The sequence below is a fragment of the Acinetobacter sp. ANC 3781 genome, assembly GCF_004331285.1.
Classification (GTDB): Bacteria; Pseudomonadota; Gammaproteobacteria; order Pseudomonadales; family Moraxellaceae; genus Acinetobacter.
This window is the reverse complement of record NZ_SJOH01000006.1, coordinates 1-15,713: the sequence shown is the minus strand read 5'-3', so window position 1 is coordinate 15,713 and position 15,713 is coordinate 1. Positions and strand designations below refer to the sequence as shown.

General features: G+C 36.6%; 16 protein-coding genes and 1 pseudogene. 12 read left to right on the top strand and 5 right to left on the bottom strand.

Annotated elements, in window-relative coordinates; genetic code table 11:
- Nucleotides 1–543 precede the first annotated feature (543 nt).
- From E0H89_RS05830 to E0H89_RS05815, 4 genes are all read left to right on the top strand, one after another.
- Nucleotides 544–978: an I78 family peptidase inhibitor gene (locus E0H89_RS05830; RefSeq protein ID WP_131215400.1), complete on the top strand. Its 435-nt coding sequence runs from the start codon at nt 544–546 to the stop codon at nt 976–978.
- Between the two features lie 170 nt (nt 979–1,148).
- Nucleotides 1,149–1,418, top strand: coding sequence for a hypothetical protein (locus E0H89_RS05825; protein WP_131215398.1), 270 nt, complete (start codon nt 1,149–1,151; stop codon nt 1,416–1,418).
- A gap of 389 nt (nt 1,419–1,807) precedes the next feature.
- On the top strand, nt 1,808–2,029 hold the full coding sequence (locus tag E0H89_RS05820) for a hypothetical protein (protein WP_131215396.1): 222 nt from the start codon (nt 1,808–1,810) through the stop codon (nt 2,027–2,029).
- A gap of 294 nt (nt 2,030–2,323) precedes the next feature.
- Nucleotides 2,324–2,548, top strand: a complete 225-nt coding sequence (locus E0H89_RS05815; protein WP_131215394.1) for a hypothetical protein — start codon at nt 2,324–2,326, stop codon at nt 2,546–2,548.
- Nucleotides 2,549–2,734: 186 nt separating this feature from the next.
- Here the strand turns inward: E0H89_RS05815 and E0H89_RS05810 are convergent, their stop codons facing one another.
- On the bottom strand, nt 2,735–3,922 hold the full coding sequence (locus E0H89_RS05810) for a catalase family protein (RefSeq protein WP_131215391.1): 1,188 nt from the start codon (nt 3,920–3,922) through the stop codon (nt 2,735–2,737).
- Between the two features lie 998 nt (nt 3,923–4,920).
- On the opposite strand from E0H89_RS05810, the gene E0H89_RS05805 reads away from it, so the two are divergent.
- The 6 genes from E0H89_RS05805 to E0H89_RS05780 all read left to right on the top strand — a co-directional run bounded on the left by E0H89_RS05805 (nt 4,921) and on the right by E0H89_RS05780 (nt 9,875).
- On the top strand, nt 4,921–6,084 hold the full coding sequence (locus E0H89_RS05805; RefSeq protein ID WP_131215389.1) for a zinc-dependent alcohol dehydrogenase: 1,164 nt from the start codon (nt 4,921–4,923) through the stop codon (nt 6,082–6,084).
- Between the two features lie 229 nt (nt 6,085–6,313).
- On the top strand, nt 6,314–7,342 hold the full coding sequence (locus E0H89_RS05800; RefSeq protein WP_131215387.1) for an acyl-CoA dehydrogenase family protein: 1,029 nt from the start codon (nt 6,314–6,316) through the stop codon (nt 7,340–7,342).
- Complete coding sequence (locus tag E0H89_RS05795) at nt 7,330–8,112, top strand: PIG-L deacetylase family protein (RefSeq protein WP_131215385.1); 783 nt, start codon at nt 7,330–7,332, stop codon at nt 8,110–8,112. Before E0H89_RS05800 ends, E0H89_RS05795 begins: the two co-directional genes overlap by 13 nt.
- Nucleotides 8,105–8,704: a class I SAM-dependent DNA methyltransferase gene (locus E0H89_RS05790; protein WP_250697844.1), complete on the top strand. Its 600-nt coding sequence runs from the start codon at nt 8,105–8,107 to the stop codon at nt 8,702–8,704. Before E0H89_RS05795 ends, E0H89_RS05790 begins: the two co-directional genes overlap by 8 nt.
- Complete coding sequence (locus tag E0H89_RS05785; protein WP_131215381.1) at nt 8,701–9,372, top strand: glycosyltransferase family 2 protein; 672 nt, start codon at nt 8,701–8,703, stop codon at nt 9,370–9,372. The genes E0H89_RS05790 and E0H89_RS05785 overlap by 4 nt, the downstream gene beginning before the upstream one ends.
- A gap of 293 nt (nt 9,373–9,665) precedes the next feature.
- A complete protein-coding gene (locus E0H89_RS05780; RefSeq protein ID WP_131215379.1) occupies nt 9,666–9,875 on the top strand; it encodes a hypothetical protein in 210 nt (69 codons plus the stop codon).
- Between the two features lie 338 nt (nt 9,876–10,213).
- On the opposite strand, the gene xseB is transcribed toward E0H89_RS05780, so the two are convergent.
- Both xseB and xseA read right to left on the bottom strand, forming a co-directional pair.
- A complete protein-coding gene (gene xseB, locus E0H89_RS05770) occupies nt 10,214–10,408 on the bottom strand; it encodes an exodeoxyribonuclease VII small subunit (RefSeq protein ID WP_131215375.1) in 195 nt (64 codons plus the stop codon).
- Nucleotides 10,401–11,663: an exodeoxyribonuclease VII large subunit gene (gene xseA / locus E0H89_RS05765; RefSeq protein ID WP_131215373.1), complete on the bottom strand. Its 1,263-nt coding sequence runs from the start codon at nt 11,661–11,663 to the stop codon at nt 10,401–10,403. The genes xseB and xseA overlap by 8 nt, the downstream gene beginning before the upstream one ends.
- Nucleotides 11,664–11,843: 180 nt before the next feature.
- Between xseA and E0H89_RS05760 the strand changes: the two are divergent.
- Nucleotides 11,844–12,035: pseudogene (locus tag E0H89_RS05760) on the top strand (IS3 family transposase); the annotation flags it as partial.
- Between the two features lie 52 nt (nt 12,036–12,087).
- On the opposite strand, the gene E0H89_RS05755 reads toward E0H89_RS05760, so the two are convergent.
- The gene (locus E0H89_RS05755; protein WP_131215368.1) at nt 12,088–13,509 is read right to left on the bottom strand and encodes a cryptochrome/photolyase family protein; all 1,422 of its coding nucleotides are present in this window, start codon (nt 13,507–13,509) and stop codon (nt 12,088–12,090) included.
- An 898-nt stretch (nt 13,510–14,407) separates the two neighbouring features.
- On the opposite strand from E0H89_RS05755, the gene E0H89_RS05745 reads away from it, so the two are divergent.
- On the top strand, nt 14,408–14,602 hold the full coding sequence (locus tag E0H89_RS05745; RefSeq protein WP_131215366.1) for a hypothetical protein: 195 nt from the start codon (nt 14,408–14,410) through the stop codon (nt 14,600–14,602).
- A gap of 107 nt (nt 14,603–14,709) precedes the next feature.
- Here E0H89_RS05745 and E0H89_RS05740 read toward each other — a convergent pair whose 3' ends face one another.
- Nucleotides 14,710–15,576 (bottom strand): SDR family oxidoreductase, encoded by an 867-nt coding sequence (locus E0H89_RS05740; RefSeq protein WP_131215364.1) that lies wholly within the window; start codon nt 15,574–15,576, stop codon nt 14,710–14,712.
- Between the last annotated feature and the right edge of the window lie 137 nt (nt 15,577–15,713).

Here is a 15,713-nt window from a genome sequence, read left to right as displayed (position 1 = left end):
CATTTTTTTACTGTACGCTTTTTACTTTTGATCTACAGTTTCATTCTCGATTTTAATACTTTTTAGCCCATTATTAACTTTATTTAAAAGGTAAATTAAAGTTATCACACAGCATCACAATTAGAATAGATGATTAAAATTAGGAGCAACCGAGTAAAATTCTTATAGTTTCTACAGCGTTTAGCATTTGGGACGATATTCAAATGACGCTGCTTAGCCAATTTGTTAGATTTATTATGAATAAACTTCACCTAAGTCGGTACTAGATTAGAAACCTTTTTCTAAGATTTTTTTAAAATAAAAAAGCTTTTTTATGATTTATTAGCCTTAATAATAAAAAGATTATAGAAATATCTACAATTCTTATTTAAAAAAAGTAAATGCTATAAGCAGTTGGGCTATAAAGATAATTATAAAAAAAATTTTTGAAAAGAATTCAAATGAGAATTGATTAAGCTTGAAGTAGAGGGGGTTGCCTCAAATAACAATATTGATAATATTCCTATTTTTGATATCTTTAAATTTTACTAAGAATTCAAAATCATGAAAAAGATAGTGTTACTAGGCTTTATGATTTCCTCACTTGCAGCCTGTTCAACTGTACACAACACAGATACTGTTGCACCAAAATTAGGTACAGCTAATCCTGCGAGTGAATATTGTATTAACCAAGGTGGAAAATTAGAAATCAAAAATGAGACGAACGGTCAGGTAGGTTATTGCCATTTGCCAAATAGTCAAGTTATTGAAGAGTGGAAATATTTCCGAGATAGTTCAAAAGAATGCTTAGCAGAAGAAGCGAAAGTTTTGGTAGGGCAAACGGGTTTAACGGATGCTCAGATTAAACAAAAAACTCAATCTGAAATTATTCGTAGAATAGCGCCTGGACAGCCAGTAACTATGGATTACCGTGCAAATCGAATTACAGTGACGATTGATCCAGTTACTAAGAAAATTACCCAAGCCAACTGTGGTTAATTTTTCTTAAAATAAAGTTATTGAAGTAAAAAGAAGAACTTAAAAGCTCATCGAAAGACGGGCTTTTTTTATAACTAAATGTGAACAATCAGCTAACAAATGCAGTGAATATTTTTGAAATTCTTCGGGTGTATATTATTTAATGAATAAGTTTGCTGGAGCAATAAAAAATGAAAAGTGCCATTAATTTTCAGATGTTGCAGCAAGTTTATAACTTTATTGCTGAGAAACCGAACTTTAAAACCAAGGGAGAGTTAGATCTATTATTAGAATTTTTTTCAGAAATACAGCAAGATCAAAAATCGGAGATAAGGCTAGATTCACCTTCTAAAATTATTGGTAAATTTGGCAGCCGACAAATAATCAATATTAATTTAGCGCCTCCTATACGGCATAAAAATGAGTTTCTGGCATGGGTATATAAACAATTACATCGATAAGGATTTAATTTATTTTAACAATATCCCTTTAATCATTTCAAATGACAAGAGGAAGCTTCCTTAGCAAGGGGGAGCTTCTTTAGTTCAGTTATTCGAAGATAGAGAAAAAATAAATCAAGTAGATAAATTCGACTAATTTACCAATTAAGTAGATTTTATTTTGCCTAAAATTCTATTTTTTTAAAAAAATTTAAATGCGCTAATTTCTACGTAAATGATTTTATCTCCATGCCTATGAATACTTTGATGAAATTGAGTGTCGGAAGTGACTTGGTGAAGATTACAGATATAATTAATAATATAAAACAGATACTTATGATTTATTATCATGCCTTTATAATTTTGTATTTGGGTTATAATTGTATTTTTGGTAATCAATGGTGACCAAAATGACTGTATCCACTTCGCTATTAACATTTGAAGAATTATTTACTGAACTTCACAATGCTATTGCTAAACGAGAGCAAAATCCCGTTCGGTTGAAAGAACCTTTAGATTCTATCAAAAAGGGTGCAATTTTAGAATTGGAAGAATACTGCCGAAAACACGCTTTTAATTTTCAAACTCATTTAGAGGGCGAGAATACATTTGTGATTACCGTGGAGTATTAATTTAATGCAATTTTTAAGAGAGTTGTGTTGTTGGCACGCGTATGAGTATGAACAGGATGACAAGGGCAAGATGATCAAAGTGTGCCGAAAATGTGGAAAAAACCTGGACAAAATATAAGTTTCATTCCTTTATAGCCGAATCACTATGGCCCTATAAAACGCCGCCACATACGAGTTATGGGCGGTTTTTTCTTTTCTTATGTAAGGGTCAGTATGGGTTAAGTTCCCAAATGAAATTATATTCATTCGTCATGATAAATTGTACAGCCTAATCCATAATATTAAGGCATTAGAATGAAAATTATTGCTAGAGATCGAAATACAGGTGAACTGATAGAACTCGATGCTGAAGAAGATACGAGCATGGGGACTTTAAATTATTTTTATCGTGATCAAGAGGGAAATTATTTGCGTTCATCTAAACATCCCTATGGCAAAATGCCTAGACATTCGGTGATGCCTAATATGCGTTTTGCTTTGGGTCAGAGATTAATCTTAATTATAGAAATAATAGAATAACACCAAGCCTCCTGCGGGAGGTTTATTATTGGTAAATTTTATGAATAGACCATATCTACCCATTAATCTAAATGCTCAAGAGAACGAAGCATACCTCATAAAATTGTACGAGTACTTAGATTTGAAAGGGTGAGCAATTAATCTACTCCTCAAACCTGAATTTTCGCTATATATTCATGATAAGGATCACTTAACTGAGTTAATAGGCTCCGATGAATCATTGCTTGGGAAATCGTTCCTGTTAGCCGAATTCATCTCATGTCTGACTCGACTGATCCGATCATAGATCACTTTACGCAGTCGGTTCACTGCTCCGAGGGGTTTATGTTCAGGTAAAGAGTGCCATGGGGTGAAGGAAAGATTTTCACAAAATTTATTCTGATCAGGTGTATCAAAAACCTGCTCAGGAATACGAATAGTTGCGATCTGATAAAAGGGTGCCTGCGTTTCTTTCCATTCGGTCATTGAATCTTCGATGGGCAACATATCTGATGTTCTGGGTTGTACCAGAAACTCCATACAGGCATCGCCCTTTTGCAGGCTATTTCGTAGGGCATCTCGCAGAAAATCATGACTCGGTTTTTCTGGTATGGGGTCTGTTACTGTCGAGCAAGCCCTAGCAGAATATTTTATCGCACGACGATCAGAACCTAGTCCTAGCTGGTAAGGAACCATAGACCAATATCGGGTTTGCAGGGGATTTGAAATTCGGGTATTGAGGTTTAAGGCAATCAGAGTTCCTTTAGCACCCAGTGCGAAAGGAATATGCAGCTTTCTAAAAAAATTATCGCTATTTATATCTTGCATCAATGCCATATAGCGCTCAGGATCATTAGCGAAGAATACTGGATGATTGATCATAATGAAGTCTTGTGTGGTGGCCTCATCCTCTAAGAGTTTTTCTCCCGGTACACCTAAAATTTTGATTGCCATCCCTCTTGCATCTCTTTTAATGTCTGCTTTCGTTGCATCACGGGAACCATTCGAGAAACGAATCCATGCCTGATAGGTTTTACCCGGAATAAAAATCCCCTGTGCAAGATAATGAGGAAGCGTTTCCCTCACATGAAACTCTGCTCGTACACATCCATGAGCTTTCGGATGTGCATCACGAAGGGCCGTGCCCGCGGAATATTGTTTACGGATCGATTTTTCAATTACCTCCGAGATTTTTTCGGCTATTGCCGCTTCATGAGGGTACAGATTTTCACCTAGGCCAGGATCAATGCTGGGATAAGCGATCCGATTAGGAGAGTTCAGCGTTGTAAGAGTGGGATTTTGAGGTTCCGTAGCAGAGCAACCACTGATCATCACCACTAGAGGTGCCAGAGTGAACAGTAGGGTAAAGTGTATCGGCCGGATTATAGTTGGCATCGATTTTCTCCTTGCTGCAACAATAACAGCAAAATTATATTATTTTTTTGCGCTCAGAATTTTAAAAGCCTTGAGCTTATTTAATACACTAAATGACTATAATATCTATGACATTTTTTTGACTCATTTAGCCACAATGTACGATATGAATAGAAACTAACTTTATAGATATCTTGCAAGATACCTTTTTGGGATTTATAAAAAAGTACCCTACTAATAAAAGCAGCTCCGATGTCCTGTCAGGGCTTCTTTATATACGGTTTGCTATAACTCTTGTCACCCACTTACTTTTTACTCAATACTTATAATTATTGTTTTATGTTTTTTTGGACTCCTTATTTCTTATTAGAATAAGAATATGAAAAATAAATTGAGAAAGATATGCCTATTCTGATTGTTGCAAGTTAAAACTTAGATTTTCCACTTAATTCGTATTATTTAAATTATTGATCGCTCACTTGTAGTGACTCATCTATATAAGAGAAGAAATCTTCATATTTGCAGGTAATCGCTTACAAAAAAGAAATTTTCGATATTATTTATTGCTCATATTTTAAAATGAACTTCGCATTAGATAAATTGAAAAATCACATAATAATTATAATAAGATAATTCGGGACTTACGGAAATGCAAAGCGTAAAAAAGAGGCTACCCTATTAAGCTTTATCAGTTTAGAAAAGGCTATAGGGTATTCATTTTTGACTCAGGCAATAAATTATAAATAGAGAAAAATTAGTTAAAACCATCCTGATATTAGGCGATAATTTTGTATAAACGAGAGGAATAAACTCTAAAACTTATTATTTATAGATACCTCAAACACACAATTAAATAACTCAAACGTTATATTTTATACAATTTTGGACATGAACAATTGTCTTTTTAGCCCTAAGTTTAAAGAAGCATCATTTATTACCAAAATATCCGCCGTAAAATTTAAAAAAATTTATTCAGCCTGAATATGTCATTTAAAACTCAAATAGTAGAGGAAATCATTATGCGTGCTCTTACTTATCATGGTACTCGCGATGTTCGAGTCGAGTCTGTTCCAGATCCAGTGATTCAGGAACCTGATGATGTCATTTTGCGGGTCACTGCGACGGCTATCTGCGGTTCAGACCTGCATCTTTATCGCGGTAAAATTCCTGCAACTGAAGAAGGGGATATCTTCGGGCATGAATTTATGGGAATTGTCGAAGAAGTAGGGCCGCAGGTCACCGAAGTCAAAAAAGGTGATCGGGTGATTATTCCATTTGTTATTGCCTGTGGTCACTGTTTTTTCTGCGAACATGATTTGACTGCAGCGTGTGAAAAGACTAACACCGGGCGAGGAGCTATTTTAAATAAGAAACAGATTCCCCCAGGTGCAGCACTGTTTGGATATAGTCATTTATATGGAGGTATACCGGGTGGACAGGCGGAGTATGTACGGGTGCCAAAGGGAAATGTAGGACCTTTTAAGGTACCAGGTTCATTATCCGATGAAAAAGTATTATTCCTGACAGATATTTTACCCACTGCCTGGCAAGCGGTGACCAATGCAAATATTGGTAAAGGTTCCAGCGTCGCCATTTATGGAGCAGGTCCTGTGGGGTTGCTATCCGCTGCATGTGCACAAATGTTAGGTGCTGAACAGATCTTTATGGTCGATCATAATCATTATCGCTTGGAGTATGCTCGCAACACCTATGGAGCAATTCCTGTAAATTTTGACAAGGTCGATGCGGCTGAATTTATTATCAGTAATACTGCTGGTCAACGCGGTGTAGATGCAGTTATTGATGCGATTGGTTTTGAAGCCAAAGGAAGCATGATTGAAACTGTGCTGACCAATCTTAAAATTGAAGGTTCAAGCGGGGCAGCACTACGTCAATGTATAGCCGCGGTGCGTCGCGGTGGTGTGGTGAGTGTTCCGGGTGTGTATGCAGGTCCCATTCACGGATTTCTGTTTGGAGATGCCTTTGATAAAGGTCTTACTTTCAAAATGGGTCAAACGCATGTGCATAAATTCTTGCCTCAACTTTTAGAGTATATTGAAAACGGCGACTTATCGCCCGAAGTCATTATCACTCATCGTCTGAATTTGTCAGAAGCGGCTGAAGGTTATCGTATTTTTGATAAACGTGAACAGGAATGCCGTAAAGTGATCTTAACGCCTTAATTTGACACCTTCATAGGTGCATTAAGATTCTTAAATGAATCATATGAAAGTAAATTATCTTAGACAGTAGTGTCATTCTAAATGGCGCTACTGTTTTGCTTTAAGAGTTTCATATCATTTTATCATTACTATACAAAATTACTATAATTCAAATAATTAACCCATTTAAGATTGATTGAAATGTAACAGAAATAAAATTCAATTATAACCCCCTATTCATGGTGTAGGAATGAATGCGTATAGCAATAAAATAAAAGGAGAAATATCCTTGAGTTTAAATAAAGTTTTGTTTGAATTCGAACAGAATGAAACTGATATTGATCAAAATTTAGAAAATACCATTAAAAAACTCATCATGTTTGTACCTGATATTCCTCATCCGGGAGAGGGAGAAACATTAGCAAGATGGAAGATATTGGCAAAAGTGGGATCCACTAATTTAAATTTAGCCAAATGGTTTGAGTCACATCTGGATGCACTGAGCATTTTAAATGAATTAAATTATAGTCCGGTCAACACTGGGCTTTGGGCAGTATGGGCAGCGGAAGGAAGTACACCTCCCATTCATTTTAAACAAGCTCTTTGTTCAGGTCAGAAAAACTGGTGTTCGGGTGCAGGACTCGTTGATTATGGTTTGCTTACCTACCGCGATGAGTACAATCACTCACAGTTAATCATTGTCGATATGAGTCAGCCAAATATTCAAATCAAACATAACGGTTGGAACGCCGTTGGAATGCAACATACACGCACTGCCTCTTTATCTTTTGATCAGGTGAGTGCTAAAGCGCTTGGTCAGTCAAATGCCTATTTAGAAAGACCCGGTTTTTGGCACGGTGCAGCTGGAGTCGCAGCCTGCTGGTTTGGGGCAGCAGCACGTCTGGCCGATTTTTTATATCAGGCATGCCAAACGAAGCCGCATGCTTACCGTTTGATGTATCTGGGAGAAGTTAGTACTTTACTCTTTACAACGAAACAATATTTTCATCATGTTGCAAATCAGATTGATCAGTATCCTAAGCAAAGCCATGAACTTATTATCCGGATATTACGTACCAAAGTTGAGCAAACGGCACAGCTGGTTTTAGACCAAGTAGGTAAGGCACTCGGTGCGCGACCCTTCTGTGAAAATAGAACCTTTGCAGCTTTGGCAGCAGACTTGCCGGTCTTTTTAAGACAGAGTCATGCAGCATTTGATTTAGAACAAATTGCAAAGCTTGTACTCCAGAAAGATAAAGGTGCTACATGGATGTTATAAAAGACAATGAGGTGGAAGATCGCATTATTTATGGAGAAGGGACAAGTTACCAAGAATGGCAAGACTGGTCGGGACTTGAGTCTTTAAAGCAGTTAGATCTCGTTACCTGTTTTCCTGAAGGAAAGCGTGTCCTTATCATCGCGCCACACCCGGATGACGAGATTCTAGGTTGTGCAGGATTATTACAACAACTTGCTGAGCTTAAACGTGACATTGTACTTGTAGCCGTCACCAACGGAACTCAGAGCCATCCAGACTCATTGCTTTATACACCTGATCAATTAAATACAATACGGCCTGCTGAAACTCATAGTGCGCTTAAAGTATTAGGTGTAAACCATACAGTTAAACGTATTGCTTTAAACTTGATGGACGGCGAAATTACTGCTCAGCAAGACAGGCTTTATCAAGCTTTAACAGAATTGATCTGTCCCGATGATATCCTGGTATGCACCTTTGATAAAGATGGGCATCCTGATCATGAAGCCACAGGACGAGTGGTACAACAATTGACAAATGAAGCTTACTTAAGCTGTTATCAAGTGCTGATCTGGGCATGGCATTGGGCCACTCCAGATGATCGCCGTATTCCTTGGGAAAAGGCTTTAAAGCTGGAACTCACCCCACAACAATTACAATATAAAAATAAGGCAATCTTGTGTTTTAAAAGCCAGCTGGAAATCGATGCAAGTACAGGACAAGCGCCTATTTTATCCAAGCAGACTATTCAACGAATTTTATTGCCTTGCGAGGTATATATTTGTGCTTGATCAAACTGATTATTTTGATGAACTTTATAAAAAAAGTGATGACCCTTGGGAGTATGAACAGCGTTGGTATGAAGATCGTAAACGGCAAATTTGCTTGGCCTTGCTGTTAAAACCTGTCTATTCAAAGGTATTGGAAATTGGCTGTTCTAACGGTGTTTTTAGTCAGCACCTGGCTCAAAGAGCTAAGCAATTAATCTGTCTGGATGCTAATTCTAAAGCGATACAGTTAGCAAAGACACGTCTTGAAAATTTATCTCACGTACAAGTTATCCAGCAGCGCATTCCCGATCAATTTCCTGCTGGATCATTTGATCTGATTATCATTAGTGAAATTATGTATTATCTTAAACCAGAGGAATTATCCAGGTTAATAGAAAAAGTTGAAAACAGTTTAACCTCACAAGGGGTAGTCTTATGTTGTCATTGGCGTTATCCGATTGATGGATTTGTATTGACAGGTGAAAAAGTTCATCATTTATTAAAGCAGCATTTTCATTTACAGCATTATTTGAATGTCAACGATCCTGATTTTATAATTGATTTATGGAATAAAGAAACAACCACATTGGCTTTCAAAGAGGGCTTGATATGATTGGGATTGTAATTCCAGCGTGTAATGAACAACAATACTTGGAAAAGTGTTTACATTATATACGGTTAGCAATACAGGCTTTGCCTACTTTGAGCCGGGAAGTCCGTGTACTGGTGGTATTAGACAACTGTAATGATCAATCGTTAGACATTGTCCAAAATGCAGGAGTAGACTATTTACAGTGCAATTTTGGATGCGTAGGTAAAGCACGTGATTTAGGTGTGCGTCACCTTATTAATTCAGGCGCTACCTGGATTGCATGTACTGATGCCGATACCTGTGTGGATATCCAATGGCTTTTACAACAACTCAATCATCAACCTGCAGATGCAATTTGTGGTGTGGTAGAAGTCGATAGCTGGCGCAATTTTTCTATTCTTACTCGCAAAAAATACTTGGCGCATTATCAGGATGTTATGAATCATACCCATATTCATGGAGCCAACCTAAGTTTTAGTTCAACTGCCTATCTCCAAACAGGTGGATTTAAAGCATTATGCTGTCATGAAGACGTTGACTTAATCCAGCGAATGCGGAACCTGAATTTAAAAATCATCTGGACTAATTTAGTACGCGTTAAGACAAGTAGCCGTTTAAATGCTCGTGCTCCAGAAGGGTTTTCCAGTTTTTTACATCAGTTAGAAATAACAAGCAGGGCAGTTGAATAATTTTGAGGTACAAATATTTTTATAAATTATAAAATTAGAGATTTAATAGATTAAGAATAATAAAAAAAATGAAGGATATATTGGCTTTTATATCAGGTAAATATTTAAAATATAATGTATTTAAAAACCTGATTCCAAAATTGATTTGAGTAATAGCAGTCTGGTTTTCAATAAAAGGGAAAAATGTAAATATCAAAAATCAACTATACATTTACATTGAAGCTAACAAAGTAAGTTATACATTCACTTTAGATTCCTTATGATAGAAACTTAGAGAGAGAGTTAAAATAGATATGATCAAAATTAAAAATCCAAATTCCGGTGAAGAAAGAACGATTAATAAAGTTCTCGGTGATCAAGTCACCTTAGCTAAGGCACAAGACCATGCCGGTTATTATGATATGCATAACAATCATTTTATTCCGCAAATGGATGACACTAATGAAGTGGTAGGGTTTTATGAAGCCGAAGAAAATTCTATTATTTGGGAAATAATTGTTTAAATTGTCTAATCGGTAGTGGATGTTCTATAATTTTATAAATGAATAGACGAACCAGAAAACCACTTGAAGTAGCCACAACCAGCTGGACCACAGAGCAGGATGGTTATCTGATTGAGAACCATTCGCTCACCTTTGCAGAGCTGAGAATCAACTTACCATTTACTGATGATCAGATTATCCAGCGAAAAGAGATATTAGGCCTATTACGCAGAGAAAGACAATTACGAAGGTTCTAAAATTCTTGCTTGATTCTTTTCCCAAAGATTAAAACCTTAACAAAACACCCGAAGATATTTAATTCAAATAAGAATCTAACAACTGGAAAGATAGCGGTTGAATCAATCTTTAAACGTCTCGTTCAGAGCTTGTTGCACTGCATCTACCCGTGATTTACAGGCTTTGTATGCAATCATAGATTGTTCAACAATTTTCATTAAATTATCAATATCCGGTTCTTCCTGAGACTCAAGCAGTTCTGCATTCTTTTTAAGAACTTCATAACCTTGTTTAAAGGTTAATTCTTTTTTAGTCATTGTCGATCACCTCTTTAACATTGGCGTTAATAATACCATCCTGTAATTCTACCTGGATGCTCTCACCGGAGATCTGTTGAATCGAACGAATAGCTTTTCCTTGACTGCGGACAATCCCGTACCCTTTGGCCATTACATTTCTTGGGTTCTGTAGTAGGGTTTCCCGCATCAATGATTCAACCTGAGTGGATGCCATTTTAATTTGTTGTTGCGCGAAATACTGATTATTGCTTTTCATTAACTCAAGTGTGTGCTTAGTCGTATTAATTTGATTTTGGGCAAGCGTCTTAATCACTTTAAGGTACTGATCATTTTGACTTTGATAGGCCGCGATTTGGTGATGAGATAAAAGCTTAATGGTTTGCAGAAAATCTAGTACGTCTTGAGCACGTTCCACAATCAGATTTCGAATTCCCCCAATTACTTTGCTAGGCGTATCAAAAGAACGGTGGGCGACTTCATCTAAAATAGTCCGATCTTTTTCATGACCAATGCCTACCCATATTGGAACTGAGCATTTACATAGGAAAGCTGCTAAAGGGTAGTCATTCAAATACGCTAAATCATTTACAGCACCGCCGCCCCGAATGATCACAATCAAATCAGGAGCAGAATGGAAATCTGTCGCCCATTGACCCAAACCATTTGCTAAAGATTCAATCATACTGACCGCTGCTGTATTTCCCTGGAAAGTCGCCGTGTGATATACGAAGTGACATACACCCGCTTGATTTAAAGCATCGGCATCTTTTTTAAAGTCACCTAAACCTGCAGCATTTTCAGGAGCAATTACCAGAACATTCTGAATATCGAAAGGAGTAGGGAGTAAGCTATTTTTATTGGCTAAGCCTTCTAAGCGAAGGCGCTCTAATATTTGCTGATAACGTTTAGCAATATCACCCAAGGTATAACTGGAATCTATATCTTCTATATTGACTGAAAAACCATACTGAGGACTGAAAGTGGCTTTCACTTTTATAAGAACATTTAAATCTCTCGCTAGCTCAATTCCACTTTCACGCTCAAACTTTAAAACCATTTTGGCCGCTGAAAATTTCCAGATCGTGGCCTTACAGCTGGCAATGACTTTATCGGTATCTTGTTCTTTTTCTGCAAGCTCTAAATAATAATGACCACCTTTGATACTGAGATTACGAATCTCTGCTTTCACCCACACCGGCTCATTAAAAGTGATACGGATAACTTCCTTTACCGCAGATAAGTATTCACTTAATGAAAGCTGGGATATGGACATAGAATAAATATGCTTGCAAAGTATAATTATAAAAATAGTATCGAACTGATCGTTCAAAGGCAATTGAACTTGCTTAACTCTGCATTCGGTTTACACAAAAACTAAATTGGACTGTCACCACTCTAAGCGTAACTTAATTCCCCGCATAAGTTGTCGAGGCCTTGTACAGTAAATTGCTCATTAGACAATGCCATTGCAGAGTCCTTTTTTAGAAGTTTAAAGAAGGAAAGAATTAAAAAGCGGATCTGTAAAACACGAGAAATGGTCCGTGCAGATGTATTTGATTATACCGAAATGCTCTACAATCGAATTAGGCGTTATTCGCATCTCGATGGTATGAACCTGGAAGCATTTGAGGCAGCTTTAAAATGAGACTGCCTTATGTGTGGGATAGAGGAAGCGATCAACATACCTGATGCCTATTTTAGATACTTTTAAAAACCTCAATTGCCCGAATTCGGGTTTGCTTCAGATCTGCAATTGGTTTCGGATAATTTAAAGCCAAATTGGAATTTTTGGCATAAGGCTCATGGATGGTTTTGGCATCTAAATGGGCCAGTTCAGGAACCCATTGGCGAATATAGTTTCCATTGACATCAAACTTTTGCGACTGGCTGATGGGGTTGAATATACGGAAATAGGGCACTGAATCCGTACCTGTAGAGGCACACCATTGCCACCCGCCATTATTGGCTGCCAAATCACCATCAATTAAATGTTGCATAAACCACTGTTCACCCAGCCGCCAGTCAATCAGCAGATTTTTAGTCAGAAACATGGCCGTGATCATACGAACACGGTTATGCATCCAGCCGGTTGCCAATAATTGGCGCATCCCTGCATCTACAATTGGAATGCCGGTTTGTCCTTGCTGCCATGCAGCCAAGTCTTTAGGGGCATCACGCCACTGGATTTTTTTTGTGTGTGTCTTAAAAGGCTGATGTTTAGAGACTTGAGGAAAATCAAAGAGTATATGTTGATAAAATTCGCGCCATAATAGTTCATCAAGCCAGGTCTGTTGACCTAAATGTTCTATCTGGAAGTGACCATGCTGTCGACGAAATAGAGCTTGAATACATTGACGAATAGAAATTATTCCTAAGTTTAAATAAGGTGATAATTGGCTGGTTGAATCCTGATGAGGAAAGTCTCTCTCTTTTTCATAGTGAATCACTTTATCATTAATGAAATCATCCAATGAAGTTAGGGCATATTCTTCACTGAATGGCCAACGATCCTGTAGTTCTATTGAAGGATGATTTGGATATAACTCAGCAAAAGTACAAACAGGTTCGTCTATGAGAGAGTCAAGCCGAAGATCAGACTGTGCTTCAATTTGAGGATAACATTGCGGTAAACTCACACTGAATTGTTCATAGCAATTTTTCTTGAATGCACCAAAAACCTGATAAGGTTGATGACTCTTATTGCGAATACTGCCCACTGGAAATAAAGTGCGGTCATGGTACAGCTCAAAGGATTTATTATCCTTTTCTAAGAGCTTCTGAAGCTGGGCATCGCGCTTTAACTCATTTACACCCAGTTCGATATTGGCATGTATACAATTGATATTGAGCTGTTGGGTAACCTTCAAAATGCCTTGTGGAACATCTTTCCAAAAGGGAATATGCCGAACCACTAACGGAATATTAAAGTTCTTTAGCTGCGTTTTAAGCGATTGAAGTTGTCTTAAATAAAAATCTATTTTAACAGCGGCGTCGCTGTGTAAAGCCCATTGTTCAGGTGAAATGATAACCAATGCAATGCAGGGCCCCGCTTGCGTAGCATGCCAAAGAGCAGCGTGATCTTGAATGCGTAAATCCTGTCGAAACCAGATGAATTGCATGGAATTATAATATCTTGAGAAAATTGTTGATTATTATTCTATGCAAAGTTGAGATAGAAAAAAAGCATGAACATGTGGTCTATGCTTCAAATGATTCATTAGGGAAGTTATTTCTGAGTCTGTTTGGTTTTTAATTACATCACTCAAGTCATATCCAATGGATTCAGCATAATCTAAGTGCTCCTGTACCAGTTCTGGTTGATGGTGTGGTGAACGAGAAAGGCTTCATATCTATTTTTATCGGGTTCAACGGCTAATACTGTTTCATAATGTTCATCAAATTTTAAAACCCAGTAGTCAATTCATGCGACTGGGAAAACGGATGATTTTAGCTAAAAAGCTCACTTTCAATTTAGAATTAAAGGATGCATTTTATACAAATGCTTCACCAAATGAATTTTTGAACTTTTCATCTTTTGTATAAAAACTATTGTCGACTTTAATATTGCCATTCTTATTTAAATGATAGTTAACAATCCCATTACTTTTGTATTTATTTTAAAAAGATAAAGGTTTTCTGGCAACTTCATAGCAAGTATTTAAATACTTATTTAACTCAATTTTTTCAACAGCCTGTAATAATTCAGTTTATATGCGCGCTAAAGTTAATATAGTGTTAGCGCTAATCACCAGTGCTAATGCAATCTTAGCCAAGTTAAAACTTGATCCTTATTTGAATTTTATCTATGTTTAAATTCGGTAAAAAATGTAATTAATATCTTTTGAAAATATTTAAATAATTTGATTTTAATGAGTCATTTATTCTGTTTTAAAGAAAATCAAATTTACAACGACAAAAAATGTCACATGAGCCTTATAGCTTTATCCCAATGAATATGCAAATTTAGAATAGTTACAAACTCATATGACTTATTTTAAAACTAGGATGGATATAGAAATGGCTAATCAATCACAAAACCAGCAAGACCAACAACGCCAGCAACAACAACAGAATGATCAGCAGGGCCAACAACAAAATCCGCAACGTCAGCAACAACAAGACGATCAGCAGCGTCAACCAAATCAACAAGATCAGCAACGTCAACAGCAGCAACAAAATGATCAACAACGCCAACAAAATCAGCAAAAGTAATCAGTGATAAATAAAAGCGCGGATCTTAAGATCCGCGCTTTCGTGTCAACTTCTATATAATGATCATTCTGCATGCTCTGATAGGCATTTAAGTTATCAATTTTTATCTAGCCATTTACGATACTACCGCCGTTGACATGAATAACCTGTCCCGAGATATAACTTGCTTCATCAGAGGCAAGAAATAAATAGGCTGGAGCGACTTCGCTAGGTTGTCCCATACGTCCTATTGGTGTGTCTTTACCAAAGTCTTTCAATTGTTCCTCATCAAAACTACTTGGTATCAATGGCGTCCATATAGGTCCGGGAGCGACAGCATTCACTCTAATTCCTGTTTTGTTTTTTAAGAGATTTGTAGATAAACTACGGGTAAATGAGGTAATTGCACCTTTGGTACTCGCGTAATCTATAAGTAAATCATGTCCGTGATAACTGGTGATACTGGTAGTATTAATAATAGTATCGCCTTGTTTCATATAAGGAACTAACAGTTCAGTTAAATAAAACATAGAAAAAATATTTACTTCAAAGGTTTTAAAAAGTTGCTGTGTATTAATATCGGTAATGTACTTTTGTGGATATTGCACTCCTGCATTATTGACTAAAATATTGATAGTTTGAAATTCTTGAAGGGCAGTTTCTACCATTTCCTTTATTTCATCTTGATGTTGTAAATCACATTTTATGAGTAGGCAGCGTCTTCCTTCATTTTCAACCATTTTTTTAGTATCAAGCGCGTCTTGATCTTCTTCTAAATAGCAGATACAAATATCTGCACCTTCTCGAGCAAATAATACGGAAATTGATCTGCCTATTCCGCTGTCACCTCCAGTGATCAGTGCAACCTTATCCTTTAATTTATCACTTCCTTTGTAATTATTTTTGATGACTTCGGGCATGGGATTCATTTTAGATTGAATACCCGGTTGATGGCTTTGCATTTCTGGAGAGGGGTTTTTAGGATATTGGTTCATAACTTATTTTCCATATTTATACATACTTAAATAAGATTTTATTTGAATTCCTATACTTTTTATTGCAGATAAACATTAAATAACATAATTAATTTAATATTTATAAAAAATTAAATAATTGAAATATTTTATATTAA